The following is a 24,168-nucleotide window of genomic DNA, read 5'->3' as shown; positions in this document are numbered from 1 at the left end:
CCTGCACGTGATTGCTGGCGCGTCTCCCGTGGCGTCACGGCTCGCGTTTTCGCGTCCCGAAGGTGTAGCCGGTCTCGACGCTCGCCTTGCCGAACTTGTCGCGCAGCCTGTTGATCGCGTCTTCGGCGGCGGCGCGTCGGGTGGCCGCGGGATCGACGAGGTCGGGCGGGTCGGCGAGATCCGGGGCGGAGAGATCGCTGACGCCGATGCCGATCAGCCTGTACTTCGTTCCGTCCGCCTCCTTTTCTAGAAGCTGCAGACCGATGCGGAAAATCCGGTCGGCAAGGCGGGTGGGGCTGTCCAGGCGCCGGTTGCGGGTGCGGATCTTGAAGTCGGCCGTCTTGAGCTTGAGAACGACCGTCTGGCCGGCAAGTTCGGACTTTCGCAGCCGGTGGGCCACCTGCTCGCTGAGGCGCCTCAGATGCGTGACCAGGTCATCGTAACGCGCGATATCGTCGTTGAATGTGGTCTCGGCGGAAACGCTCTTGGCCTCGCCGTCGATTTCGACCGCTCTCTCGTCGAGCCCGCGCGACAGGCGAAAGAGCCGCTGTCCCATGGTGCCGTAGCGGCGCATCAGGTCGCCTTCCTCCATCGTCTGCAATTGCCCGATCATGCGCACTCCGTCGCGCTCCAGCGTCGCGGCAAAGGCCTTGCCGACGCCCCAGATCAGGGTAACCGGCTTCTCCCGCAGGAACTCCAGCGCCTCGGCCTGGCCGATGACGGAAAAGCCGCGCGGCTTTTGCAGGTCGGACGCCACCTTGGCGAGGAACTTGCAATAGGAGAGGCCGACCGACACGGTGATGCCGATCTCCTGCTCGATGCGTCTGGCAAGACGCGCAAGCGTGCGGGCCGGCGGATCGTGGTGCAATCGCTCCGTGCCTTTCAGCTCCAGAAAGGCTTCGTCGATCGACAGCGGCTGCACCAGTGGCGTCAGTTCCTGCATCAGCGTGCGAACCTCGCGGCCGACACGCGCGTATTTTTCCATGTTCGGCTTGATCACCACTGCCTGGGGGCAGGCCTCCAGCGCCTTGAACATCGGCATGGCCGAGCGCACCCCGTGAATGCGGGCGACATAACAGGCGGTGGAGACGACACCGCGCTTGCCGCCGCCGATGATGACGGGCTTGTCGGCAAGCTCCGGGTTGTCGCGCTTTTCGATCGAGGCATAAAAGGCGTCGCAGTCGATATGCGCCAGCGTCAGGTCATAGAGTTCCGCATGCCGCAGAATGCGCGGACTGCCGCAGGCAAGACAGCGCCGCACCGACGCTGCCTGTTCCTTGAGGCAGTCGCGGCAGAAGCCTGGAGAGTGAGCAGCGCTGTCGGGCATATCGGGAACAAATATTGAACATTGCGACCTTAAGCTCTACGCTAGCGAGTCTCAAGGGAGGCGCGGTTGGAAACCACAATGCAATTGCCGCCGTTGACGGGGATCGCCGAGCGAGGCGCGCGTGGTGCCGGATGGGGCGAATTTGCGCCGATGGGCAGCCGAACCGGGCTAGCTGCGGAAGTGCGCGCGAATGGCCGCGGCGGCCTCCGGCCAGTCGGCAACGGCGCGAATGTCAGCGTCGAGCTTCGGCGCGAGCGCCTTGAACTCCGAGTCGGCCATGAGGTTGATCGGCAGGCAGGACGGCGCGTGGTCCTTCACCGATCGCAGGTTGCGAAGCATGTCGTCGATGAAGACGAGCGGGACGGTGCGGCTGCCGTGCAGTTTTTGGACGATCGGGCCCTTCGCCTCTTCGGTTGCCAGCAGCGGGTAGGGCAAGCCAAGCTGATCGAGAAGCGCGCGGCGAACCGGGGCGTGCTGCGGCGGCATCGCGGTCAGAAAGACGATATCGGCTTCCTCCGACAGTCCGGCCAGGGTCTCGACGACCTTGAAGGCGGGCGTCTGCCAACGGTCCGGCGTGCCATAGAAGGCGTCGAGCAGCATCTTGACTTCCGCCTCCGCGACCGGCTGCTCGTCCGCGTGCGTGATGATGTTGCCGGTCAGGCGGAACGACCGGGGCAAGAGGACATGGCCGCAGTTCTCAAGGAACGCTTTGAACGGATTGATGAATTCGAGCACGACATCATCGATGTCGCTGACGATCAGCGGCCGGTTTCTCAGCGCAATGGTATGAACCGCCGACGCGTTTGCCACCCTCAATCCTCGAAACCTGCATGGCCGGAGAGCACCGTATGGGCGCGGACCACATCCTCTGGTGCCGTGCCGGTCGCCTCGCAGAATGCCATCAGGGTCGGCTCGTGGTCCATCAGAAAGGCGACAAGCCCGCCCATGAAGCCGGGCTCGGCAATCGCGTTGCGCAACGCCGTCGGGTCCGTACCGGTCAGCGCCAGAAAGCGGGACAGAAGCTCAGGCTCGCCGGCAAGCCAGGAGAGAATGTCGATGGCGATTTCGTCGGCGCTCTTCAATGGTTTGTCCCCGTATGGTTTTTACGTGCGGAGTTACCTATTTTTCAACCAAATAGGCATATCTCTGACGTTGAGGAAATGGGTCGAGTCGTCGGCTCCGCACGTTAATTGTCCTGAGGAGACTTGCAAGGTGACGATGGACAGCAAGGGATCGACATGCCCAAACAGGTGATGATTGTTGAGGACAACGAGCTGAACATGAAGCTCTTCCGCGACCTGATTGAGGCCTCCGGCTATGCGACGATCCAGACTCGCAACGGCATGGAGGCGCTCGAGCTCGCGCGCAAGCACCGGCCCGATCTCATTCTCATGGACATTCAGTTGCCGGAGGTTTCCGGTCTGGAAGTGACGAAGTGGCTGAAGGAAGATGACGAACTGCACGTCATTCCGGTCATCGCCGTTACAGCTTTTGCAATGAAGGGAGACGAGGAGCGGATCCGTCAGGGCGGATGCGAAGCCTATGTCTCCAAGCCGATCTCCGTACCAAAGTTCATCGAGACGATCAAAACCTACCTGGGCGATGCCTGAGCGGCGGGAAAGTTGATATGACTGCGCGTATTCTTGTTGTCGATGATGTGCCGGCCAATGTGAAGTTGCTCGAAGCCCGTCTGCTTGCCGAGTACTTCGACGTACTGACAGCCAACGATGGCTACGCCGCACTGGCGCTGTGCGAAAAGACGCCCATCGATCTCGTGCTGCTCGATATCATGATGCCCGGTCTCGACGGTTTCGAGGTCTGCGAGCGGTTGAAGGCGAACCCGAAGACGGCGCATATCCCGGTTGTCATGGTCACCGCGCTCGACCAGCCGTCGGACCGCGTGCGCGGCCTGAAGGCCGGCGCCGATGATTTCCTGACGAAGCCCGTCAACGATCTGCAGCTGATGTCGCGGGTAAAGAGCCTTGTCCGGCTGAAGAACGTCAGCGACGAGCTGCGCCTGCGCGCCCAGACGGCGCAGACGATCGGGCTGGAGGATGTCGGCCGGGCGGATCGGCCCGACGAGCCCGGCAATGTCCTGCTCGTCGATGGCCGCGGCTCGTCACAGGAGCGGCTGCAGCGTGCGCTGAAGCCGATTGCCGATGTTTCGGTCATCTCCGATCCCCAGGCCGCCCTGTTCGAGGCGGCGGAGAACAATTTCGACCTCGTCATCGTCAACGCGAATTTTGACGACTACGATCCGCTGCGGCTGTGCTCGCAGTTGCGCTCGCTGGAGCGCACCCGCTTCATTCCGATCCTGCTGATCGCCGAGCAGGGCAGCGACGAACTGGTCGTGCGCGCGCTCGATCTCGGCGTGACGGACTACCTGATGCGACCGGTCGACCCCAACGAGCTGATCGCCCGCTCGATGACCCAGATCCGGCGCAAGCACTGCAATGACAGGCTGCGGTCGAGCGTGCAGCAGACCATCGAGCTCGCCGTTACCGACGGCCTCACCGGATTGCACAACCGGCGCTATTTCGACACGCACCTGAAGCTGCTCATGGATCGGGCCGCAGCGCGCGGCCGGCCTTTGTCCATCTGCATGACCGACATCGACCGCTTCAAGCAGGTCAACGACACCTACGGTCATGACGTTGGCGACGAGGTGCTGCGTGAGTTTGCCAACCGCATCCGCGCGACCGTGCGCGGAGCCGACCTTGCCTGCCGTTTCGGCGGGGAGGAGTTCATCGTGGTGATGCCGGATACGTCGGCTGAAATGGCCGCCGGCGTTGCCGAGCGTCTGCGCACCATTATCGAAAGCCTGCCTTTCCCGATCCCGCAGGCCGATGGCCCCCTGAAGATCACCGCTTCCATGGGAATTGCCAGCCTCAGGCTCGGCAGCGATACGGCCGAAGCGCTGCTGAAGCGCGCCGACACGGCGCTCTATCAGGCAAAGCACGAGGGCCGTAACCGGGTGGTGGCCGCAGCCGCCTGAGCTGCAGCCACCCGGCTTTCAAGCACCAACCGCCTTCAGGAATTTCTGTGGCCGCCTCTTGCGGGCTGCATTCAAAGTTGTATTCTCCCGTCACCTGTTGCTACCGGGGAGTTTGGGTGGCGGCAGGGATCATGCGGTGTGCCTGTCCTGGTCTGAGACAGAATTAACCATGCGCCGAGCAGCACCGCTTCGCGCATTAAGAATTCGTTGATTTTTTTTCATTTTCAGGTGATGCTCATGAAAGAGGGGGCATCAGCCTTCTGCGATATTCGTTACCCCATGATGCTCAGGTCCGCCGCATCTCCTGGGTCGTGGGGTCGGTCGGTTGGCTTTTGGCGTCCGCGGAATCCTCGTGCCGCAGTCAGAGGCCAGCCGACCCCCTTTCCGACGCGCCGTCCCGCCTTTGGGACGGCGTTTTGATTCGGGGGAGGGGCCGCGCATCCCGGCCTCCCGTCTCCCGCGGCTTGGCCGATCTGGGCACCGGTCGACCCTGCGTCTGCACCAAAATGAAAGGGCGCCAGACCATGCGGTCGGCGCCCTCTATCTCCCGAAAACCTGCGATCTTACTTGATCTTGGTTTCCTTGAATTCAACGTGCTTCTTGACGACCGGGTCGTACTTGGTCTTGGTCATCTTTTCCGTCATCGTACGGCTGTTCTTGGTCGTGACGTAGAAGAAACCCGTGTCGGCTGTCGAAAGCAGCTTGATCTTGATGGTGGTGGCTTTTGCCATGGTCGTCCTGCCTTTATAACAATGAAAGCCGTGGACAACCGGTTGCGGGCCACGGGCAAGGTTGGCGCGAAACTACAAATCGCGGCCGAAAAGTCAAGGCCGTTTTGGTTTCAAAACGATCCTGACCACCGAAAGCGCGACATAGAGACCGAAAAAGCCGGCGATCGCCCAGGCAAAACCGTTGTTGCCGGTGGCATCCATCGCCGCGCCGATGGCTTGCGGCCCCGCAACGGTGCCGACCGCATAGGAAAACACGAAGGCCGCGTTTGCGGCAGCGAGATCCGCGCCCTGAAGCCGTGAACCCAGGTGGCTGAGGCCGACCGTGTAGAGGCCGGAGACGCAGCCGCCCCAAAACAGCAGAACGATCGCCATCAGGAACCAGCTCTCGACCAGGAGCGGCAGGAACAGCGCGCCTATCAGGCCGATCAGCGTCATGGCCGAGAGCAGCGTCCGCCTGTCTTTTACCCGATCCGACAGCATGCCGACCGGGATCTGGAAGATGAAATTGCCGACCCCCATGACCGTCAGCAGCAGGGCGGCCTGCGATTCGCTGAAGCCCGCCCGCGTCCCGAAGACGAGGAACAGCGAAAGCCCGCCTGATTCGACCGCGCCGAAAATGAACACGGCTGCGGTTGCTGTCGGCACCAGGAAGACGTAGCGCAGGAAATGCCGCTCTGGCTTCTCGTCGATCACAGGGCTTTCATCGCGCGCAAGGAAGATCGGTACGGACGCCAGGAGGATCACGCCGGCGCCGACGAGGAAGGGCAGGATGCCTTCGCTGCCGAGGATCGAAAACAGCAGCGGTCCGGTGAGGAAGCCGAGAGACAGGAATGTGCCGTAGATGCCGAGCACGAAGCCGCGCTTGCTCGGTGGCGCCGTGGCGTTGATCCAGAACTCGGAGAGAATGAAGAGGACGGTGATGGCTCCGTGGAAGACGATTCGGAGCGGAAACCAGAGCCAGAAATTGGTGATGTAGTAGAAGCCGAGAGCACTGGTGGCTGCAATGAGAACCGCCCAGAGCATCGTCGGCGCGACGCCGTGGCGGTGGGCGAACTTGGTCGTGAAGGGGGCGGCCACCATCGACGCCAGTCCCGCCATGGCGGAGTTCAAGCCGATCAGCGTCGAGGAGATCCCGCGCTTCTCCATGATGATGGAAAGCAGTGGCAGGCCGAGGCCGATCGCGATGCCGACTGCGCTGATGGCGGCAACGGCCGCGATCAGCGACCGCCAGTGAATTTCTTCAACCGGTGCAGCCGTACCGGGCGATGGCTGTGACATCTGACGCAGGTCCTTAGAGCAATGTGCGCACGAAGCGCCCATGGCGCGAGGTATAGAGTGGAACCGGTCGTTCGCAGGGCAGCGAAGGATCGGCATCCAGTCCGTTCCTGAGGTCCGCGAGGATGACCGCGGTGATGTCAGGTATCCGTAGCGACGGAGAAACGTTCACATCGATCCACTGCAAATCCTGAAGCTCCCGACTGTCCAGAAACTGCGTCGGATCGATTTCGGCCTCGTCGGCAAACAGGGCGAAGAAGCGCGTATCGAACCGCCTCGTGTTGCCTGGAGGGGTGATGGCCCGAGCCATATAGCGCAACTTTGCAAGATCGGGAAGGAAGGGAACAGGCGCTGCGGCCGAAGGATGGCGCGCGCCAATGGCAATGCCGGCTTCCTCGTAGAGCTCACGCAGGGCGGCGAGCGCGAGTGCGCGCGCTCGGGCATCCGACAGCCCCCGCGTGCCGGCGACCTTGAGCGCCCGAAGGACGGAGGGATGGAGATCGGAACCAAAGCCAATTCGGTGATCGCCGGTGTCGCGGCGTCCGCCGGGGAAGACGTAGAGATCGGGCATGAAGGCGTGCGCGCTGTGGCGCCGCCCCATCAGCACGCGCACGCGGCCGCCAACCCGATCGAGCAGCATGATCGATGCGGCATCCCGTGGGCGCAGGGTCGCGGGACGCGGTTGCTTGGCCTCGCTGCCCGTCTCCCGCTCTTGCGTCATGCCCGTTCGTCTCGCGGCGGCAGGACATCCTCGGGCGCGTCCTCGTGTCCGCCGAAGCCGTGCATCTTCAGCGCCCATTGCAGGCCGATGACGGCGCCCTTGACCGGCTGCAGCAGCGCCAGCGAGCTGATGACGGTAATCGGTGCCCAGATGGCGAGATGCTGCCAGCTGTTGAGCGGCAGGATGAGGTCGGTCGCCATGTAGCCACCAAGCACCAGGTGGCCGACGATCGTGACGACGATGTAGGGCGGAAAATCGTCGGCGCGATGATGATCCATGCGCTCGCCGCAGGCCGCGCATGCATCGACCGACTTGAGGTAGCTGCGAAACAGCTTGCCGCTGCCGCAGGCCGGACAACGGCCGAGAAAGCCGCGCCTCATCGAAAGCCCAACGGAGCGCTCGCCGCTTTCGGAACCGCCCAGATGAAGTGTTTCGCCTGCTGCTGCTTTCATGCCAATTCCTCTGCCTTAAGGGAGCCTAGCGCCTGCCTCTGGGCGGCCGAGTTCCCGGCTTCTTGCGCGCGCCGGTACGGTCACGCCGGCCGGATTTGTGGAAGGAGCGCGTCGCCGTCGGCATCTTGCGTCCTTCGCTCTGCATCTCGAACCGGAGCGCGCCCGCAAGCGGTACGGCCTCGACGAGCTTGACGCGTACGGGATCGCCGAGGCGATAGCCGAGCCCGGTCTTCTCGCCGGAAAGCGCCTGGTGCGCCTCATCATAGATGAAGTAGTCGCGTCCGAGCGTAGATATAGGAACGAAGCCATCGGCACCATAGGCGGGCAGGGTGACAAAGAGTCCCGCCTTGGTGACGCCGGAGACGCGGCCGTCGAATTCCTCACCGACGCGACCGTTCAGATGATGCGCGATCAGCCGGTCGACGGTGTCGCGTTCGGCCGCCATGGCGCGGCGCTCGAAGGTTGAGATCTCAGCGGCGATATCGTCGAGAACGCCCTCTTCCTGTGGCGTCAGTCCACCTTCGCCGAGACCGAGCGAGGCGACCAGGGCCCGGTGCACGATGAGGTCGGCATAACGGCGGATCGGCGAGGTGAAGTGCGCGTACTTCATCAGGTTCAGGCCGAAGTGCCCGATGTTCTCAGGGCTGTAGATCGCCTGGCTTTGCGAGCGCAGCACCATCTCGTTGACCATGGTCTCGAAGGGCTTGCCTTCGGCCTTGGCGAGGATGCCGTTGAAATGGTTTGAGCGCATGCTGCCGCCCTTGACGAGCGATATGTCGAGGGTGGCCAGGAATTCGCGCAGGCTTTCCTGCTTGGCAAGCGACGGCTGGTCGTGCACGCGGTAGATCAGGACCTGGCGCTTCTGTTCCAGCGTCTCGGCAGCCGCAACGTTCGCCTGGATCATCATCTCCTCGATCAGCTTGTGGGCGTCGAGGCGTTCGGGAACGAACACACGGTCGACCGTGCCGTCCGGCTTCAGGATGATCTTGCGCTCGGGCATGTTGAGCTCAAGCGGCTGGCGCCGGTCGCGCCCGCGCGTGAGGATGCGGTAGGCGTCCCAGAGCGGCTTCAGGATCGTTTCGAGGATCGGCCCGGTCTTGTCATCGGGATTGCCGTCGATCGCTGCCTGTGCCTGCTGATAGGAGAGCTTGGCCGCACTCTTCATCATGATGCGGTGGAAGGTGTGGCCGGCCTTGCGGCCTTCCTTGGAAAAGCGCATGCGCACGGCGAGCGCCGGGCGGTCGACGCCCTCCTTCAGCGAGCAGAGATCGTTGGAGATCCGTTCTGGCAGCATCGGGACCACCCGGTCGGGGAAATAGACCGAGTTGCCGCGCTTCAGCGCCTCGAGGTCGAGCGCGGCTTTCGGCCGCACGTAATAGGAAACGTCGGCGATCGCCACCGTGACGATGACGCCGCCGGGATTGTCCTCGGACGGATCCGGTTCCGCATGAACGGCATCGTCATGGTCCTTGGCGTCGGCCGGATCGATGGTGATCAGCGGCAGCGTGCGCCAGTCCTCGCGGTGCGCCATGGTGGCGGGGCCGGCGGCGTTCGCCTCCTCGATTACCCGTTCCGGGAAAACGTGGGGAATGCCATGCGCATGGATGGCGATCATCGAGATCGCCTTTTCCGAGGCGACCGAACCGATGACGTTCTGCACCTGGGCGCGCGGCAGGCCGTAGCGGCCGAGCCGCGACAGCTGCACCTCGACCAGATCGCCGTCCACAGCGTTGCCGGTGAACTCCGGATCGACCAGCACTTCCTCGCCGCGCTTGTCGATCGGCATCAGGCGGCCACCGCCACCGGGCGTCGAGCGGAAGACGCCGAGCACGGCATCCTTGCGCTTGTCCAGCACCTTGATGATGCGCGCCGTATAGGCCGGACCGCCCCGTTCCTTGGCCGGGAAGATCTTGGCAAGCACGCGATCGCCGAGACCGCCGACCGGAACCTTGCCCTTACCCTTGGCGACGGCCGACTGCTTGATCAGCACCGCCGGTGCGACGCCGTCATCGTCGAGCCATTCGGCCGGGCGGCCGATCAGTTCGCCGTCGACATCACGGATGGTGATGTCGAGCACGGTCACAGGCGGCAGGGCCCCGGGGCGCACCAGCGACTTGCGCTTCTTCTCGACCAGGCCGTCGACTTCGAGCAACTTCAGCAGCGCCTTGAGCTCGACGCGGGTCTCGCCCTTCAGCCCGAACGCCTTGGCGATCTCACGCTTGGAGGCGCGATCGGGATTTTCGGCGATGAAGCGCATCAGCACGTCGCGCGGCGGAACCGCGCCGTGAATGATGGGTTCGCTTGGCTGGGCCGATCCACCCTTGGCCGCGCGAGCAGGCTTCTTGCCCAGGCTTCTCTTGCCGGACTGTTCGGTCGGGTCGCGCGGTATTCTGGTCAAGATCAGTCCTTCTTGGCCTTGGCGGCCGTCTTGGTTTTGCTTTTGGCGGGCGCCTTGGCCTTAGCCTTGGTCGCCTTGGCGCCATCCTCGGACTTCGCCGCTGCCTTGGTCGTCTTGGCCTTGGTTGCCTTGCCCTTCGTCGTTCCGCCCTTGGCGGCACGCTCCGAGATCAGCACCAGCGCTTCCTCGACCGTGACCGACTGCGGATCCTTGCCCTTCGGCAGGGTGGCGTTGACCTTGCCCCAGTTGACATAGGGGCCATAGCGGCCGTCACGAACGGTGATGGCACCACCATCCGGATGATCGCCGAGCTCCTTGAGCGACGCAGCCGCGGTGCGGCCGCGGCCGGCACCGGCCTTGGATTGCTTGTCAGCGAGAACCGACACGGCGCGATTGAGGCCGATCGAGAAGACATCTTCGATCGATTCGAGGTTGGCGTAGGTGCCGTCATGCAGCACGAACGGTCCGTAGCGGCCAAGGCCGGTCGAGATCATCTTGCCGCTTTCGGGATGAGCGCCGATGTCGCGCGGCAGCGACAAGAGTGCCACCGCCTTCTCGTGGTCGATCGTCGATGGCGTCCAGCCCTTCGGCAGGCTCGAGCGCTTGGCTTCCTTGCCGTCACCGCGCTGGACGTAGGGGCCGAAACGACCGCTCCGGAGCGTGATTTCCTCGCCGGTATGCGGGTCCTTGCCGAGCGCCTGCGGCTCGTTGGAGACCGCCGCTTCCTGGTCGCCGTTGCTGTCGGAGGAAAGCTGGCGGGTGAAGTTGCACTCCGGATAGTTCGAGCAGCCGACGAAGGCGCCGTACTTGCCGAGCTTCAGCGACAGTTTGCCGGTGCCGCAGACCTGGCAGGTCCGGGGGTCGCCGCCGTCTTCGCGCTTCGGGAAGACCAGCGGTGCCAGTTCCTCGTTCAGCGCATCGAGCACGTTGGTGACACGCAGTTCCTTGGTCTCTTCGATCTGCGCGAAGAAGTCCTTCCAGAAGTCGCGAAGCACGTCCTTCCAGTTGACCTCGCCGGCCGAGACCTGGTCGAGCTTTTCTTCGAGCGATGCGGTGAAGTCGTAGCCGACATAGCGGGTGAAGAAGCTTTCCAGGAACGCCGTCACCAGGCGGCCCTTGGCCTGAGGGATGAGCTTGCGCTTGTCGTTGGTGATGTAGTCGCGGTCGAGCAGGGTCGTGACCGTCGCGGCATAGGTGGAGGGGCGGCCGATGCCGAGCTCTTCCATCTTCTTGATCAGGCTTGCTTCCGAGTAGCGCGGCGGCGGCTCGGTGAAGTGCTGCGAGGCGTTGATCTTCTGCTTGGCGAGATTTTCGCGCGCGTTGATCTCCGGCAGGCGACCATCCTCGTCACCATCGTCCGCCTGCTCGCCGTCCTCCTTCGCGTCGGTATAGGCGGCAATGAAGCCGTCGAAGCGGATGACGGAGCCGACAGCACGCAGGCCGGCGGTCTTGCCGGCGTTGTCAGCGGTGATTTCCGCCGTCGTGCGCTCGATCTCGGCCGATGCCATTTGGCTGGCGATGCCGCGCTTCCAGACGAGGTCGTAGAGCCGCAGCATGTCGCCGTCGAGGAATTTGCGAACCTGGTCCGGCGTCCGGTTGAAATCGGTCGGGCGGATCGCTTCGTGCGCTTCCTGGGCGTTCTTTGCCTTGGTGGAGTAGAAACGTGGCTTTTCCGGCAGGTAACGGTCGCCGAACTGGCTGGCGATCGCCTTGCGCGACGCTTCGATCGCTTCGGGCGCCATCTGAACGCCATCGGTACGCATATAGGTGATCAGACCGACGGTTTCGCCGCCGATGTCGACGCCTTCATAGAGCTTCTGCGCGACCTGCATGGTGCGCGAGGCCGAGAAGCCGAGCTTGGAGGAGGCGGCCTGCTGCAGCGTCGAGGTGGTGAAGGGCGGTGACGGGTTGCGCTTGACCGGTTTGGCTTCGATGCTGTCGACCACATAGGCCGCACCTTCGAGCAGGGTCTTCAGCCGGTTGGCTTCCTCGCCGTTGCCGACTGCCTTCGGCGCAAGGCGCTTGCCGTCGGCCGCGACGAGGCGGGCTTCGAACTCGTCGCCGCGCGGCGTCTTCAGGAGCGCCGAGATGTTCCAGTATTCCTCGGAGACGAAGCGTTCGATCTCGGATTCGCGGTCGCAGACGAGGCGAAGGGTCACCGACTGGACGCGGCCGGCCGAGCGGGCGCCCGGCAGCTTGCGCCAGAGCACCGGCGACAGATTGAAGCCGACGAGATAGTCGAGTGCGCGGCGCGCGAGGTAGGCGTCGACCAGCGAGATGTCGATGTCACGCGGATGGGCTATCGCTTCGAGAACCGCCTTCTTGGTGATGGCGTTGAAGGCCACGCGCTTCACCGGCTTGTCGCCGAGCACCTTCTTTTTCTTCAGAAGGTCGAGCACGTGCCAGGAAATCGCTTCACCTTCGCGATCCGGGTCGGTTGCCAGAATGAGGCCGTCGGAGGATTTGACCGCGTCGGCGATGTCCTTCATGCGTTTCGCCGAGGCGCCATCGACCTCCCAGGACATTTCGAAATCTTCGTCCGGGCGGACCGAACCGTCCTTGGCCGGCAGATCGCGCACATGGCCGAACGAAGCCAGCACCTTGTAGCCGGGCCCGAGGTACTTGTTGATCGTCTTTGCCTTGGAAGGCGACTCCACCACTACAACATTCATCGTCATTTTCTGAGACAACCGGTCCTGGTTCGGGCGTCAGCGCCGTTTGCGCCGTGCTTCGCCTTGTATTGACGCCCCGAAATGGACAGGGATTCGTGCGGGGTCAAGAGGGCCCACCCAAAATAACGACGAGAGCGGACTATGCAACTCATGCAGCATCGGGCTGTTTCTGCCATGAGAAACGGGTGCTGCCGCCGTCGCACTCAGGTCGGTTCGTTGGCCGACGATCACTCCGGCGCCGCCGCGGACACCAATCCGCCGGCATGGCGATGCAGCCGGCCGGCAAGGTCGAGTTCCAGCAGGAGCAGATAGACCTGTGCGGGCGACAGACCGGTGTGGCGGACGATATCGTCGATTTCGACCGGTGTCGGGCCGAGGGCGGTGTTGACCGCGGCGCGGTCGCTGTCGTTCGCGCTGGCAGGAGCGCCAACCTGCGCCTCACCATCCGGTTCCCGCGCGCCCGGCAGCGGAAGCTCCAGCTGGCTGAGCGGCGCCAGCGCCTCGATCACGTCGTCCGGTGCGGTCGTGACGATCGCGCCCTGTTTCAGGAGATCGTTGGTGCCATGGCAGCGCGGATCGAGCGGCGAGCCGGGAACCGCGAAAACGAGCCGGCCGAAATCGGCGGCATAGCGCGCGGTGATGAGCGAGCCAGAGCGGTGCGCCGCCTCGACGATCGCAACGCCGAGGCTGACGCCGGCGATCAGCCGATTGCGGCGCGGAAAGTCGCGCGCCCGCGGCTCCCAGCCGAACGGCATTTCGCTGATCGCAAGGCCCCGACCGGACGTGATCTCTTCGAGCAGGCCGATGTTTTCGGGTGGGTAGGGCTTGTCGAGGCCACCGGCAAGGGCCGCGATCGTGCCGGTTTCAAGGCTCGCGCGATGGGCGGCCGTATCGATGCCGCGCGCCAGGCCCGAGGTCACGACATAACCGGCGCGACCGGCATCGCGCGCAATCATCGCCGCAAACTTCGCGCCGCTGACCGAAGCGTTGCGCGAACCGACGATGCCGAGCGACGGGCGGGCAGCCGCGCCGAGATCGCCTTTCACGGCAAGGAGAGGGGGAGCACCGTCTATCTGCCTGAGTGCCGGGGGGTAGGCTGCTTCGCCGATGCCGACGAAGACGGCGCCGTGGCGTCGGGCGGCTTCCAGTTCGCGCTCGGCCTCGCCGACCGATGCGACGCGATAGCTCTGCTTCGTGCCGCCGCGCCGCGACAGCTCAGGCAGTGCATCGAGCGCGTTTTCAGCGGTGCCGAAATGGTTGATCAGGTCGCGGAAGGCGATGGGGCCGACATTGTCGCTGCGGATCAGCCGGAGCCAGGATATCTTCTGTCGTTCGGTCAGCGCCACTCCGGTTCGTCCTGCGCTGGCCTCAGACATTATCCCTTGTCTCCTATCCTGCTTTCCGTGCCGGCAAGCAGCCGCTGAATATTGGCGCGATGCTTCACCCAGGTGATGACAGTCATCGCCGCAAAGAGAAGAGCGACCCTACTGTCGTCTACCGCGTAAAGTAGAACCGGAATGATAGCCGTTGCAACCAGAGCGGACAATGAGGAGTAGCGGCTGATTTTCGCCATGCCGAGCCAGATGGCCGCAAAGGCGAGTACCATGGCGGGGGCAAGGCCGAGCAGGACGCCGATGTAGGTGGCGACGCCCTTGCCGCCCTTGAAGCCGAGCCAGACCGGATAGAGATGGCCGATGAAGGCGGCAAAGCCGGCAGCGATGCCTGCTTCCACGCCCCAATAGGAGGCGATCGCGGCTGCCGCCGTGCCCTTCAGCGCGTCAAGCAACAGGGTGGCGGCCGCAAGCTTCTTGTTACCGGTGCGAAGCACATTGGTCGCGCCGATGTTGCCCGAGCCGATGTTGCGCACGTCGCCGAGCCCGGCCATGCGGGTCAGGATCAGCCCGAACGGGATCGAGCCGAGCAGATAGCCGAAACCAAGGCTCAGGAGCGTAAAGGGCAGCCCGAGCTGCCAGGACATTAGATCCACCGGTTCCCCTCCCGCGCGACCTTGGCGGCTTATGCAGAATGCACGAGCTTGCCGGCAACATAGGTTTGTACGACCCGTCCGGTAAAGCGTGCATTTTCAAACGGCGTGTTCTTGGAGCGCGAAACGATCGCTTCCTCGTAAAGCACCCAGGGTTCGTCGAGATCGAGAACGGCGATATCGGCCTTGGCGCCGGGCTTCAGCGTGCCTGCATCAAGGCCGAAGATCGTTGCGGGCCGCGTCGACATCGCGTCGATCAGGCGCATCAGCGGCACCTGGCCGCTATGGTGCAGGCGAAGGGCAGCGGCTGCCAGCGTCTCGAGGCCGATCGCCCCGTCGGCCGCGTCGGCAAACGGCAGGCGCTTGGTATCGACGTCCTGCGGATCGTGCGAGGAGACGATGATGTCGATCGTGCCGTCGGCCAGTGCCTCCGCCATGCCGACCCGGTCGTCCTCGCTGCGCAGCGGCGGCGAAAGCTTGAAGAAGGTCCGGTATTCGCCGATGTCGTTCTCGTTGAGCGCGAGATTGTTGATCGACACGCCGCAGGTGACGTTGGCGCCGCGCTCGCGCGCGGTACGGATCGCCGCGGCCGACTCGGGAACCGAGATCTGGGCGGCATGATAGGCGGCTCGCGTCAGTCCGGCGATCCGCAGGTCGCGCTCGAGTGGAATGATCTCGGCCTCGCGCGGGATACCGGAGAGGCCGAGCCAGCTCGCGAGCAGGCCCTCGTGCATGACGCCGTTGGCACCGAGATACTTGTCGCGCGTCTCAAGGGAGATGACGGCGCCGAATTCGCGCGCATAGGTCATGGCCCGGCGCAAGACCAGGGTGTCATGGATCGAGCGGCGACCATTGGTGAAGCAGACGGCACCCGCCTCACGCAGCAGGCCGAATTCCGTCATTTCCTCGCCGTCGAGGCCTTTGGTGAGCGCTGCGGCCGGATGCACGTTGACGAGCGCTTTGTCGCGCGCCGTCTTCTTTACGTATTCGACGAGCGCGATGTCGTCGATAACAGGGTCGGTTTCCGGCATGGCGATGAAGGTGGTGACGCCACCGGCGGCGGCAGCGCGCGATGCGGACTCGAAGGTTTCGCGGTGTTCGCTGCCCGGTTCGCCGACGAAGACGCGGGCATCGACGAGGCCCGGAACGGCTGTCAGACCGGCGCAGTCCTTGACGAAGGCACCGTCCGGCACACCCTGGTTCTGCGCATCGGCGCCGGCTGCAAGAATGCGGCCGTCGTTGCCAACGATAACAGTGCCGACCTCATCGAGGTTTCGCGAGGGATCGACGATGCGAAGGTTCTTCAGAACGAGTGGTCTGGTCATAGGCGCGGCCCCTGGTTCTGCGAGAGAAGCAGCGTTTCCATCACCGCCATGCGCACGGCAACGCCCATCTCGACCTGCTGTTCGATCACGCTCTGCGGGCCGTCGGCGATCTCCGAGGCGATTTCGACGCCGCGGTTCATCGGCCCGGGATGCATGACGAGCGCATCGTCCTTCGCCGCCTTCAGCTTTTTCGCGTCGAGCCCGAAATAGTGGAAGTATTCGCGCACCGACGGCACGAAGGAGCCGGCCATGCGCTCACGCTGGAGGCGCAGCATCATGACGACATCAGCACCCTTCAGGCCCTCGGCCATCGAATGATAGACCTCAACGCCCATGTCGGCGATGCCCGAAGGAAGCAGCGTTGCCGGTGCAACGACGCGCACCCGCGCACCCATCTGGTTCAGGAGCAGGATGTTGGAACGCGCCACGCGCGAATGCAGCACGTCGCCGCAGATTGCGACGATGATGCGCGAGAGCTTGCCCTTGGCACGGCGGATGGTGAGCGCATCGAGCAGCGCCTGGGTCGGGTGCTCGTGCTGGCCGTCGCCGGCGTTGACGACGGAGCAGGAGACCTTCTGCGCGAGAAGGGCTGCGGCACCGGCCGAGGAATGGCGCACCACCAGCACGTCCGGATGCATGGCATTCAGCGTCATCGCCGTGTCGATCAGCGTTTCGCCCTTCTTTACCGACGAGTTGCCGACCGACATGTTCATGACGTCGGCGCCGAGCCGCTTGCCGGCAAGCTCGAACGAAGACTGCGTGCGGGTCGAGGCCTCGAAGAAGAGGTTGATCTGCGTCAGCCCCCGCAATGTCGAGGTCTTCTTCTCTCTTTGACGGGAGATTTGGACGGCTTCATCGGCGCGGTCGAGCAGATAGGTGATATCCTGCTCCGTGAGCCCCTTGATGCCGAGCAGGTGGCGATGCGGGAAAGTGATCATGGGCCGCCCTTGCGCTCTTTAAATTGCGTCGCTCTATAAGACCTGGTCCCCGGCACGGCAAGGCTTGCGCGGTTCCGTCCGCAGAAAACTTGCAACGGCGATCCTATCTTTCTCGCGCCCCGTTCCGTGGCCGGGAAACTTGCGCTAGAACCGGCCCATGAATCAGATGAACCGGACTGAACAGAAACTCGCCGAGCTGAACCAGCCCAAGCCCTGGTCCGGTGTCAACGCCTATCGCTCCGACCCGCTCGTGGTGGATATCACCTCGGGCATGAGCAAGGCGCTGCGCGACGAGTTCGACGTGCTCGGCCGCTATGTCACGTCGCCCGAGGCGCAGGAACTGGCGCGCATGGCGAACGAAGGCCCGCCGAAGCTGAAGACCCACGGCCCCCGCGGCGAGCGTCTCGATGTCGTCGAGTTCCATCCGGCCTGGCATGCGCTGATGCGCCGCTCGATGTCGTCCGGCCTGCATGCATCCGCCTGGGAGAACCTCATTGAGGAGCGCAATCAGTCGCACAAGACGCGCGCGATCCGCTTCTATCTGACGGCCCAGCTCGAATGCGGCCATCTTTGCCCGCTGACGATGACGAGCGCCTCGCTTGCCGCGATCACCGCATCGCCGGCCGTGCAGAAGGAGTGGGCGCCGAAGATCCTGTCGCGCAAGTACGATTCCACCAACCGTCCGTGGATGCAGAAGTCGGCGGTTACCGTCGGCATGGGCATGACCGAGAAGCAGGGCGGCACCGACGTGCGCGCCAACACCTCGACGGCCGAGCGGGTGGGCGAGGGCATCTATCGGCTCAACGGCCACAAGTGGTTCATGTCGGCGCCGATGAGCGACGCCTTCGTCATGCTGGCACAGACCCGCGAGGGGCTCGCCTGCTTCCTCGTGCCCAGACTTCTGGAAGACGGCAGCGCCAACGGACTGCGTTTCCAGCGGCTGAAGGACAAGCTCGGCAATCGGTCCAACGCGTCCTCCGAGGTCGAGTTCTCCGATACGTTCGGCTTCATCCTTGGTGCGCCGGATGCCGGCATCCGCACGATCCTCGACATGGTGACGCTGACGCGGCTCGACTGTGCGCTGGCGTCTGCCGGCATGATGCGCGCCTCGCTCGCCGAGGCGGTGCACCACACGCGTGGCCGCAAAGCCTTTGGCAAGCCGCTCGTCAGCCAGCCGATGATGACCCGCGTGCTTGCCGACATGGCGCTCGACGTTGCCGCGGCAAGCGCACTTTCCTTCCGCCTGGCGGAGGCCTTCGACAGGGCGCGCAACAGCGCGGAAGATGCGGCCTACGCCCGGATCATGACGCCGGTTGCGAAATACTGGGTCTGCAAGATCGCGCCGGCACTGATCTATGAGGCGATGGAGTGCCTGGGCGGCAACGGCTACGTGGAAGAGCGGGCTCTGGCGCGCCACTACCGCGAAGCGCCAGTCAACGCCATCTGGGAAGGCTCCGGCAACGTCATGGCGCTGGACGTGCTGCGGGTGCTTGCCAAGGGCAAGGATCTGTTCGAGCAGCTCTTCGTGGTTCTCGCCCGCGATCTCGGTCCCTCGGGCCGCAAGACGATCGACGTGCTGCGCGCGGCCATGTCGCTGTGCGAACGCGACGAGGGGGCTGCACGCATGCTGGTCGAGCAGCTGGCGCTTGCTGCCGCTGCTGCCGAGCTCTACCGGCTTGGTGCCGGGCGCATCGCCGATGCGTTTCTGGAATCACGCCTGGCCGCAGGATGGCGCTCGACCTACGGCATGCTCGATTCCCGCTTCGATTCGGCCTACATCCTCGACCTTCTCTATCCCCCTGCGACCTAAGTCGTCAGCCCCCTGCGGCGTAGTCGTCGGCCCCTGATCTGTCAGAGCGTTGAGACGTAAGCCGTCAGGTAGAGCACCAGCGGGATCGTGAAGAACGACACCACCGTCTGGACGGTGGCGACTGCCGCATAGAGGTCGGCGTCGCCGTTCATCTGCTTGGCGAGCAAGTAGCCGTTCATCGCCGTCGGTACCGCCGCGCCAAGCGCGATGATGAGCAACGCGTCGCCGCGGATGCCGAGCAGGTAACTCGCGCTCACCATGAAGACCGGCATGACGATCAGCTTGAGGAAGACCGCGAGCAACGCCGTCCCGCTGGGCTTCAACGCATCGGATGCCCGCAGGCCCGCACCGACCATCACCAGCCCGAGGCTGAGCGACGCGCTCGCCAGCATCTCGATGGTGGCCATTAGCGGGCTGTATACCTTCAGTCCGATCAGGTTGACGAAAATTCCAAGCACCGAAGACACGATGATCGGGTTTGTGGCGATGCGCATGAAGAAGCGGCGAAAGTCGCGGCTGCCGCCTGCGAACCAGACGAGCGCGGCGATATTGTAGAGATTGGTCGGGATGATCAGGAGCGTCATCAAGAGCGCGGTCAGCGTCAGGCCGAGCGAGCCGTAGAGCTTGTGGGCGATCGCAAGCGCCATGAACCCATTCCACCGCGTTGCCGTCTGGAAAACCGACGTGAAGGACGCTGCGGACACCTGCCGGTCCCGGAGGATCGGCCAAAGCAAGAGCACAAAGATCGACATCAGGCTGACGCTGCCGATCGTGGCGACGGCGGTCGCGTCGGCCTGCAATCCGGCAAAATCCGCCTCAGCCAGGGTCGAGAACAAGAGGGCAGGGAACAGGATGAAATAGCCGAATTGCTCAAGTCCGAGCCAGAGGTTCTGGTCGACGAACGTCGAACGCTTGAGCCAGGCGCCGAGCAGGACCAGGAGGAAGACGGGAAGGATACTTTCAAAGACAACGGTCATGGGGGAGGCCTGCGTGCGGGACGTCTATCGCTACCTCAAATCATGGCCGACCGGAATGCGCTAGTGGCACGAGGCGGCGATCAAACGGAAGTCTCACGCCTCCCAGGGGCTGCGACCGGACTTGCCCTGTGAAAATTAACCTTAACAAATGGTTTACATTGCGCAGCCCCCCGTGAGGGCGGACATTGGTCCTGCATTCAATCGAATCCGGAATGGAGCGGTTCGGTGAGAACTGGTCTTATGATCATCATGATGATGTTTTTTGCCGGACTGGCGCTAGATATCGCAGTTCCCGCGATGGTTCTTGTGGCCGTCGTGCTGGCTGACCGCGCGATTTACCCAGTTGTCTTTCGGCAGATCTCGGAAAGGGGAGCCGCATGAAGTGGTTTCTGATCCTGTGGGCCGGCCCGGTCCTTCTGCTGATCGGCTGGTACGGTCTTTCGTACTACGACATGAGCTTCGGCTTCTTCATGCTGACACGCCAAACGCATGATCTGGTCTTCCAGATCTACGGCAACGTTCTCGGCATTCCGCCGGAATCGATCCCGCCGCTGGTCGCGCGCGCGATCGTCGTCGACAGCCTGATCGTTTTCGCCATCATCGGCTTTCGCAAGCGCCGCCAGATCGCGGCCTGGTATCGTCGCCGCTTCGGCGCCGTGGCCCCTCAGTCCGAGAGGCCGTCTCGTGCCAGCGACGCCAGCCTGTCGAGCGCGCCCTGAAGAATGAAGGACGCGGCGGCCGAATCGATGCGTTCGGCCCGCTTCTTTCGCGAAACATCCATTTCGATCAGCACCCGCTCGGCCGCGACGGTCGAAAGTCTTTCGTCCCAGAAGACGAAGGGCAGGGGCGTTTTCTGCTCCATGTTGCGCACGAAGGCGCGCGTCGCCTGACAGCGCGGCCCTTCGCTGCCGTCCATGTTGACCGGCAGGCCGATGACGAAGGCGGCAACTTTCTCTTTTTCCGCTGCAGATAGCAGGGCATCCGCGTCCACGCCGAACTTGACCCGGCGGATCACCTCGCGCGGGGTGGCGAAACGGCGGCCGAGATCGGAGACCGAGAGCCCGATCGTTTTCGTGCCGAGGTCGAGGCCGGCGATCGCCTGGTTCTGCTGCAGCTGGGTGGCCAGCTCTTCGATGGTGAGAATTGCCATGTCTGTGTCGATTCGATCTTTGCGCCGAGAGTTGTCTGATCCATATGCTGTTCGGACAAGCAAATCATCAGGGAGATCGTCATGAAGATCAAATGGCTCGGTCACGCCGCCTTTCACATCGAAACGGCAAAGTCCAAAATCCTCATCGACCCCTTCTTTACCGGCAATCCCGCTTTCCGTGACGAGGACCGCAGGGATGCAACGGCCGGGCTCACCCACATTCTTCTGACCCATGGCCATGGCGACCATGTCGGCGATACGATCGCGATCGCCAAGGAGACCGGTGCGACCGTGGTTGCCAATGCCGACCTTGCTGCCTGGCTTGGGCGGCATGGTGTCAGGGCGTTGGAGATGGGAAACACCGGCGGCACCATCCATCTGGGCTCCTTCTCGACAACCTTTGTCAATGCGCTTCATTCCTCGGCGCAACTGACCGAAGACGGCGTCTCCCACTCGCTCGGCAATGCCAACGGCCTGGTGCTGCATTTCGCGGACGAGCCGACGCTCTATCACATGGGCGACACGGACATCTTTTCCGACATGGCGCTGATCAACGAGCTGCACCAGCCGGAGATTGGCATCGTCCCGATCGGCGACCGGTTCACCATGGGTGGGGCCGTCGCAGCACTCGCCTGCCAGCGCTTCTTCAAGTTCGCAACCGCGATCCCCTGCCACTATGGCTCGTTCCCGATCATCGACCAGACGCCGGAAACCTTCGTTGCCGGCATGGACAGCGCATCGACCAAGGTCGAGACGCCGCACGTCGGTGGTGTCGTTACAGTCTGATGTCGCGCCGGGCCTTTTGACGAAAGGGCCCGGCTCTCCGGCAATTCCCCCGTTGCGTGCCTCGCCGCGCGCCATTATAGCGGGGGAAGTTCCAGATACCGGAGACGATCATGTCCGTAGACCTTGCCACCGTGAAGCGCGTCGCGCGCCTTGCCCGTATCGCCGTCAGCGAAGAGGAAGCCGAGCGGATGATGGGTGAGCTCAATGGCATCCTCGGCTTCGTCGAGCAGCTCTCCGAAGTCAATGTCGATGGCGTCGAGCCGATGACCTCGGTCACGCCGATGGAGATGAAGAAGCGCATCGACGCTGTATCCGACGGCAACAAGGCCGACGACATCGTCGCCAACGCGCCGAATTCGGATCGCAACTTCTTCCTCGTTCCGAAGGTGGTCGAGTAACCTCCCGCCTGCCGCCCCGACCTTCCCGATCGCGAAAGCCCGAATTCACCATGACCGACCTTACCAGCCTGACGATTGCCGAAGCCCGCGCGAAGCTCGCCGCCAAGGAAATCACCGCCGTCGAACTGACCGACGCCTATATCGGCGCGATCGATGCCGCCAATGAGGCGATCAACGCCTACATCGCCGTCACGCCCGAAAAGGCACGAGAGATGGCCAAGGCCTCGGATGCGCGTATCGCAGCCGGCAAGGCCGGTGCGCTCGAAGGTATCCCGCTCGGCATCAAGGACCTCTTCGCCACCGAAGGTGTGCACACCCAGGCCTGCAGCCACATCCTCGACGGCTTTGAGCCGCGCTACGAATCGACTGTTACCCAGAACCTCTGGAACGATGGCGCGGTCATGCTCGGCAAGCTGAACATGGATGAGTTCGCCATGGGCTCCTCGAACGAGACCTCCTATTACGGCGCGGTCAAGAACCCGTGGCGCGCCAAGGGCTCCAATCTGGATCTCGTGCCGGGTGGCTCGTCCGGTGGTTCCGCCGCAGCCGTTGCCGCGCATCTGTGCGCCGGAGCGACCGCCACCGATACCGGCGGCTCGATCCGTCAGCCTGCAGCCTTCACCGGAACCGTCGGCATCAAGCCGACCTATGGCCGCTGCTCGCGCTGGGGCACCGTCGCTTTCGCCTCGTCGCTCGATCAGGCGGGCCCGATCGCCCGTGACGTGCGCGATGCCGCGATCCTCCTGAAGTCGATGGCGAGCGTCGATGCAAAGGACACGACCTCGGTCGATCTGCCGGTGCCGGACTACGAAGCCTCAATCGGCAAGTCGATCAAGGGCATGAAGATCGGCATCCCGCGCGAATACCGCGTCGATGGCATGCCGGAGGAGATCGAGGCGCTCTGGCAGCAGGGCATCGCCTGGCTGAAGGAAGCCGGTGCCGAGATCGTCGACATCACCCTGCCGCACACGAAGTATGCGCTGCCGGCCTACTACATCGTCGCTCCGGCCGAGGCGTCTTCGAACCTTGCCCGCTATGACGGCGTTCGCTACGGCCTGCGCGTCGACGGCAAGGACATCGTCGACATGTACGAAAAGACCCGCGCCGCCGGTTTCGGCGACGAGGTCAAGCGCCGCATCATGATCGGCACCTACGTGCTTTCGGCCGGTTACTACGATGCCTACTACCTGCAGGCGCAGAAGGTCCGCACGCTGATCAAGCGCGATTTCGAACTGGCGTTCCATGCCGGCGTCGACGCTATCCTGACGCCGGCGACGCCGTCGTCCGCCTTCGGCATCGCCGACGAGGATCTCGCATCCGATCCGGTAAAGATGTACCTCAACGACATCTTCACGGTGACGGTCAATATGGCCGGCCTGCCGGGCATCGCCGTTCCGGGCGGCCTCGACCACAAGGGCCTGCCGCTTGGCCTGCAATTGATCGGCAAGCCGTTCGAGGAAGAGACGCTGTTCAAGACGGCGCATATCATCGAGCAGGCCGCCGGCCGGTTCACCCCCGCCAAGTGGTGGTAAGATTTCGATGGCGGTGCCGGTGAGGCGCCGCCATTCTTCATTTTGAAGGCCAGTCATCGTTGTCGCGGAAGGAGCCCGCGTCATGCCCGTCATCCGCCATGCCCGAGCCGACGACGTCGACCGTTTGACCGCAATCGGTCTTGGTGCCTGGCAATCCGCCATTGCCGGCCTCGCCGATAGCGACAAGATGCGGCAGGTGGCTGAGACCGCATTTCACCGTTTTCTTTCCGATCAATGGCTTTCCGTACTGCTCCTCGAAGCCGAAGGTGACATTCGCGGCTGGACCGCGCGGGAAAACTTCGACAATGCGATATCCGATCTGTGGATCGAGCCGTCCGCACAGGGGCGAGGGTTTGGCGGCCTCTTGCTCGGTGAAATCGAGGCCCGCATCGTCAAGGACGGCTTCGATAGCGTGACGACCAAGACCCACGCGCGCAACGAGCGGGCCGTGCGCTTCTTCCGCAACGGCGGATACGGGGTGAGTTGGCTTTCGACCGCCTATGCGCCGCAACTCGACAGCGACGTGGAGTTTGTCGGTCTGAGAAAAGTTCTCGGAGGAGAGGGCGAAGCCTGATCTGCAGCTGCCGAATGGCTGTCATCCAGAAATGGTGCTGGCGCATTCATACCTCATTCATTAGGCCCATGAAATATTATGGGCTATGAAAGTGCGGTGGCACCGCGGGGGAACGCTTGTTGC

The 24,168-nt window shown here is 63.6% G+C and carries 24 protein-coding genes; 9 read left to right on the top strand and 15 right to left on the bottom strand.

Annotation, left to right across the window (positions count from 1 at the left end; all coding sequences use genetic code 11):
- Positions 1-34: 34 nt before the first annotated feature.
- From C1A35_RS18245 to C1A35_RS18235, 3 genes are all read right to left on the bottom strand, one after another.
- Positions 35-1,327 carry a DNA polymerase IV gene (locus tag C1A35_RS18245; RefSeq protein ID WP_104665695.1) on the bottom strand — a complete coding sequence of 431 codons (1,293 nt, stop codon included), beginning with the start codon at positions 1,325-1,327 and terminating at the stop codon, positions 35-37.
- Between the two features lie 168 nt (positions 1,328-1,495).
- The gene (locus tag C1A35_RS18240; protein WP_104665694.1) at positions 1,496-2,137 is read right to left on the bottom strand and encodes a hypothetical protein; all 642 of its coding nucleotides are present in this window, start codon (positions 2,135-2,137) and stop codon (positions 1,496-1,498) included.
- 2 nt (positions 2,138-2,139) lie between these two features.
- Positions 2,140-2,409 (bottom strand): DUF3572 domain-containing protein, encoded by a 270-nt coding sequence (locus C1A35_RS18235; protein WP_104665693.1) that lies wholly within the window; start codon positions 2,407-2,409, stop codon positions 2,140-2,142.
- 156 nt (positions 2,410-2,565) lie between these two features.
- On the opposite strand from C1A35_RS18235, the gene C1A35_RS18230 reads away from it, so the two are divergent.
- Both C1A35_RS18230 and C1A35_RS18225 read left to right on the top strand, forming a co-directional pair.
- Positions 2,566-2,937 carry a response regulator gene (locus C1A35_RS18230; RefSeq protein WP_003537642.1) on the top strand — a complete coding sequence of 124 codons (372 nt, stop codon included), beginning with the start codon at positions 2,566-2,568 and terminating at the stop codon, positions 2,935-2,937.
- Between the two features lie 17 nt (positions 2,938-2,954).
- Positions 2,955-4,322, top strand: a complete 1,368-nt coding sequence (locus C1A35_RS18225; RefSeq protein WP_104665692.1) for a PleD family two-component system response regulator — start codon at positions 2,955-2,957, stop codon at positions 4,320-4,322.
- Positions 4,323-4,885: 563 nt separating this feature from the next.
- Here C1A35_RS18225 and rpmG read toward each other — a convergent pair.
- From rpmG to C1A35_RS18175, 10 genes are all read right to left on the bottom strand, one after another.
- Positions 4,886-5,053: a 50S ribosomal protein L33 gene (rpmG, locus tag C1A35_RS18220; RefSeq protein WP_034795357.1), complete on the bottom strand. Its 168-nt coding sequence runs from the start codon at positions 5,051-5,053 to the stop codon at positions 4,886-4,888.
- Positions 5,054-5,146: 93 nt separating this feature from the next.
- Positions 5,147-6,331 carry an MFS transporter gene (locus tag C1A35_RS18215; RefSeq protein WP_104665691.1) on the bottom strand — a complete coding sequence of 395 codons (1,185 nt, stop codon included), beginning with the start codon at positions 6,329-6,331 and terminating at the stop codon, positions 5,147-5,149.
- A 13-nt stretch (positions 6,332-6,344) separates the two neighbouring features.
- Positions 6,345-7,049, bottom strand: coding sequence for an NUDIX hydrolase (locus tag C1A35_RS18210; RefSeq protein ID WP_104665690.1), 705 nt, complete (start codon positions 7,047-7,049; stop codon positions 6,345-6,347).
- A complete protein-coding gene (locus C1A35_RS18205) occupies positions 7,046-7,501 on the bottom strand; it encodes a DUF983 domain-containing protein (RefSeq protein ID WP_104665689.1) in 456 nt (151 codons plus the stop codon). Before C1A35_RS18205 ends, C1A35_RS18210 begins: the two co-directional genes overlap by 4 nt.
- A 25-nt stretch (positions 7,502-7,526) precedes the next feature.
- Positions 7,527-9,899: a ribonuclease R gene (rnr, locus tag C1A35_RS18200; protein ID WP_104665688.1), complete on the bottom strand. Its 2,373-nt coding sequence runs from the start codon at positions 9,897-9,899 to the stop codon at positions 7,527-7,529.
- Positions 9,900-9,901: 2 nt separating this feature from the next.
- Entirely contained in the window at positions 9,902-12,571 is a 2,670-nt protein-coding gene (gene topA, locus C1A35_RS18195) for a type I DNA topoisomerase (RefSeq protein ID WP_104665687.1), read from the bottom strand.
- A 227-nt stretch (positions 12,572-12,798) separates the two neighbouring features.
- The gene (gene dprA / locus C1A35_RS18190; RefSeq protein ID WP_104665686.1) at positions 12,799-13,947 is read right to left on the bottom strand and encodes a DNA-processing protein DprA; all 1,149 of its coding nucleotides are present in this window, start codon (positions 13,945-13,947) and stop codon (positions 12,799-12,801) included.
- Complete coding sequence (gene plsY / locus C1A35_RS18185; protein WP_104665685.1) at positions 13,947-14,558, bottom strand: glycerol-3-phosphate 1-O-acyltransferase PlsY; 612 nt, start codon at positions 14,556-14,558, stop codon at positions 13,947-13,949. Before plsY ends, dprA begins: the two co-directional genes overlap by 1 nt.
- 29 nt (positions 14,559-14,587) lie before the next feature.
- Entirely contained in the window at positions 14,588-15,880 is a 1,293-nt protein-coding gene (locus tag C1A35_RS18180) for a dihydroorotase (RefSeq protein WP_104665684.1), read from the bottom strand.
- Positions 15,877-16,818, bottom strand: coding sequence for an aspartate carbamoyltransferase catalytic subunit (locus tag C1A35_RS18175; protein WP_104665683.1), 942 nt, complete (start codon positions 16,816-16,818; stop codon positions 15,877-15,879). The genes C1A35_RS18180 and C1A35_RS18175 overlap by 4 nt, the downstream gene beginning before the upstream one ends.
- Positions 16,819-16,975: 157 nt before the next feature.
- On the opposite strand from C1A35_RS18175, the gene C1A35_RS18170 reads away from it, so the two are divergent.
- Positions 16,976-18,628 (top strand): acyl-CoA dehydrogenase family protein, encoded by a 1,653-nt coding sequence (locus C1A35_RS18170; protein ID WP_104665682.1) that lies wholly within the window; start codon positions 16,976-16,978, stop codon positions 18,626-18,628.
- Positions 18,629-18,669: 41 nt separating this feature from the next.
- Here the strand turns inward: C1A35_RS18170 and C1A35_RS18165 are convergent, their stop codons facing one another.
- Entirely contained in the window at positions 18,670-19,605 is a 936-nt protein-coding gene (locus C1A35_RS18165) for an AEC family transporter (protein WP_104665681.1), read from the bottom strand.
- A gap of 240 nt (positions 19,606-19,845) precedes the next feature.
- Between C1A35_RS18165 and C1A35_RS36405 the strand changes: the two genes are divergently transcribed.
- Both C1A35_RS36405 and C1A35_RS18160 read left to right on the top strand, forming a co-directional pair.
- Positions 19,846-19,986: a hypothetical protein gene (locus tag C1A35_RS36405; protein ID WP_089045732.1), complete on the top strand. Its 141-nt coding sequence runs from the start codon at positions 19,846-19,848 to the stop codon at positions 19,984-19,986.
- Positions 19,983-20,324 carry a DUF6105 family protein gene (locus C1A35_RS18160; RefSeq protein ID WP_104665680.1) on the top strand — a complete coding sequence of 114 codons (342 nt, stop codon included), beginning with the start codon at positions 19,983-19,985 and terminating at the stop codon, positions 20,322-20,324. The genes C1A35_RS36405 and C1A35_RS18160 overlap by 4 nt, the downstream gene beginning before the upstream one ends.
- Here C1A35_RS18160 and ruvX read toward each other — a convergent pair.
- A complete protein-coding gene (gene ruvX / locus C1A35_RS18155) occupies positions 20,270-20,755 on the bottom strand; it encodes a Holliday junction resolvase RuvX (RefSeq protein WP_104665679.1) in 486 nt (161 codons plus the stop codon). The genes C1A35_RS18160 and ruvX overlap by 55 nt on opposite strands.
- A gap of 81 nt (positions 20,756-20,836) precedes the next feature.
- On the opposite strand from ruvX, the gene C1A35_RS18150 reads away from it, so the two are divergent.
- The 4 genes from C1A35_RS18150 (at position 20,837) to C1A35_RS18135 (ending at position 24,045) form a co-directional block, all read left to right on the top strand.
- Positions 20,837-21,541 carry a metal-dependent hydrolase gene (locus C1A35_RS18150; protein WP_104665678.1) on the top strand — a complete coding sequence of 235 codons (705 nt, stop codon included), beginning with the start codon at positions 20,837-20,839 and terminating at the stop codon, positions 21,539-21,541.
- Between the two features lie 110 nt (positions 21,542-21,651).
- Positions 21,652-21,939, top strand: a complete 288-nt coding sequence (gene gatC / locus C1A35_RS18145; RefSeq protein ID WP_077961532.1) for an Asp-tRNA(Asn)/Glu-tRNA(Gln) amidotransferase subunit GatC — start codon at positions 21,652-21,654, stop codon at positions 21,937-21,939.
- A gap of 50 nt (positions 21,940-21,989) precedes the next feature.
- Complete coding sequence (gene gatA, locus C1A35_RS18140) at positions 21,990-23,471, top strand: Asp-tRNA(Asn)/Glu-tRNA(Gln) amidotransferase subunit GatA (RefSeq protein ID WP_104665677.1); 1,482 nt, start codon at positions 21,990-21,992, stop codon at positions 23,469-23,471.
- 82 nt (positions 23,472-23,553) lie between these two features.
- Entirely contained in the window at positions 23,554-24,045 is a 492-nt protein-coding gene (locus tag C1A35_RS18135; protein WP_104665676.1) for a GNAT family N-acetyltransferase, read from the top strand.
- Positions 24,046-24,168: the final 123 nt, after the last annotated feature.

It is taken from the genome of Ensifer adhaerens (assembly GCF_002940685.1).
Classification (GTDB): domain Bacteria; phylum Pseudomonadota; class Alphaproteobacteria; order Rhizobiales; family Rhizobiaceae; genus Ensifer; species Ensifer adhaerens_E.
Note: the sequence above shows the minus strand (reverse complement) of the source record. Positions and strands in the feature narration are given on the sequence as shown.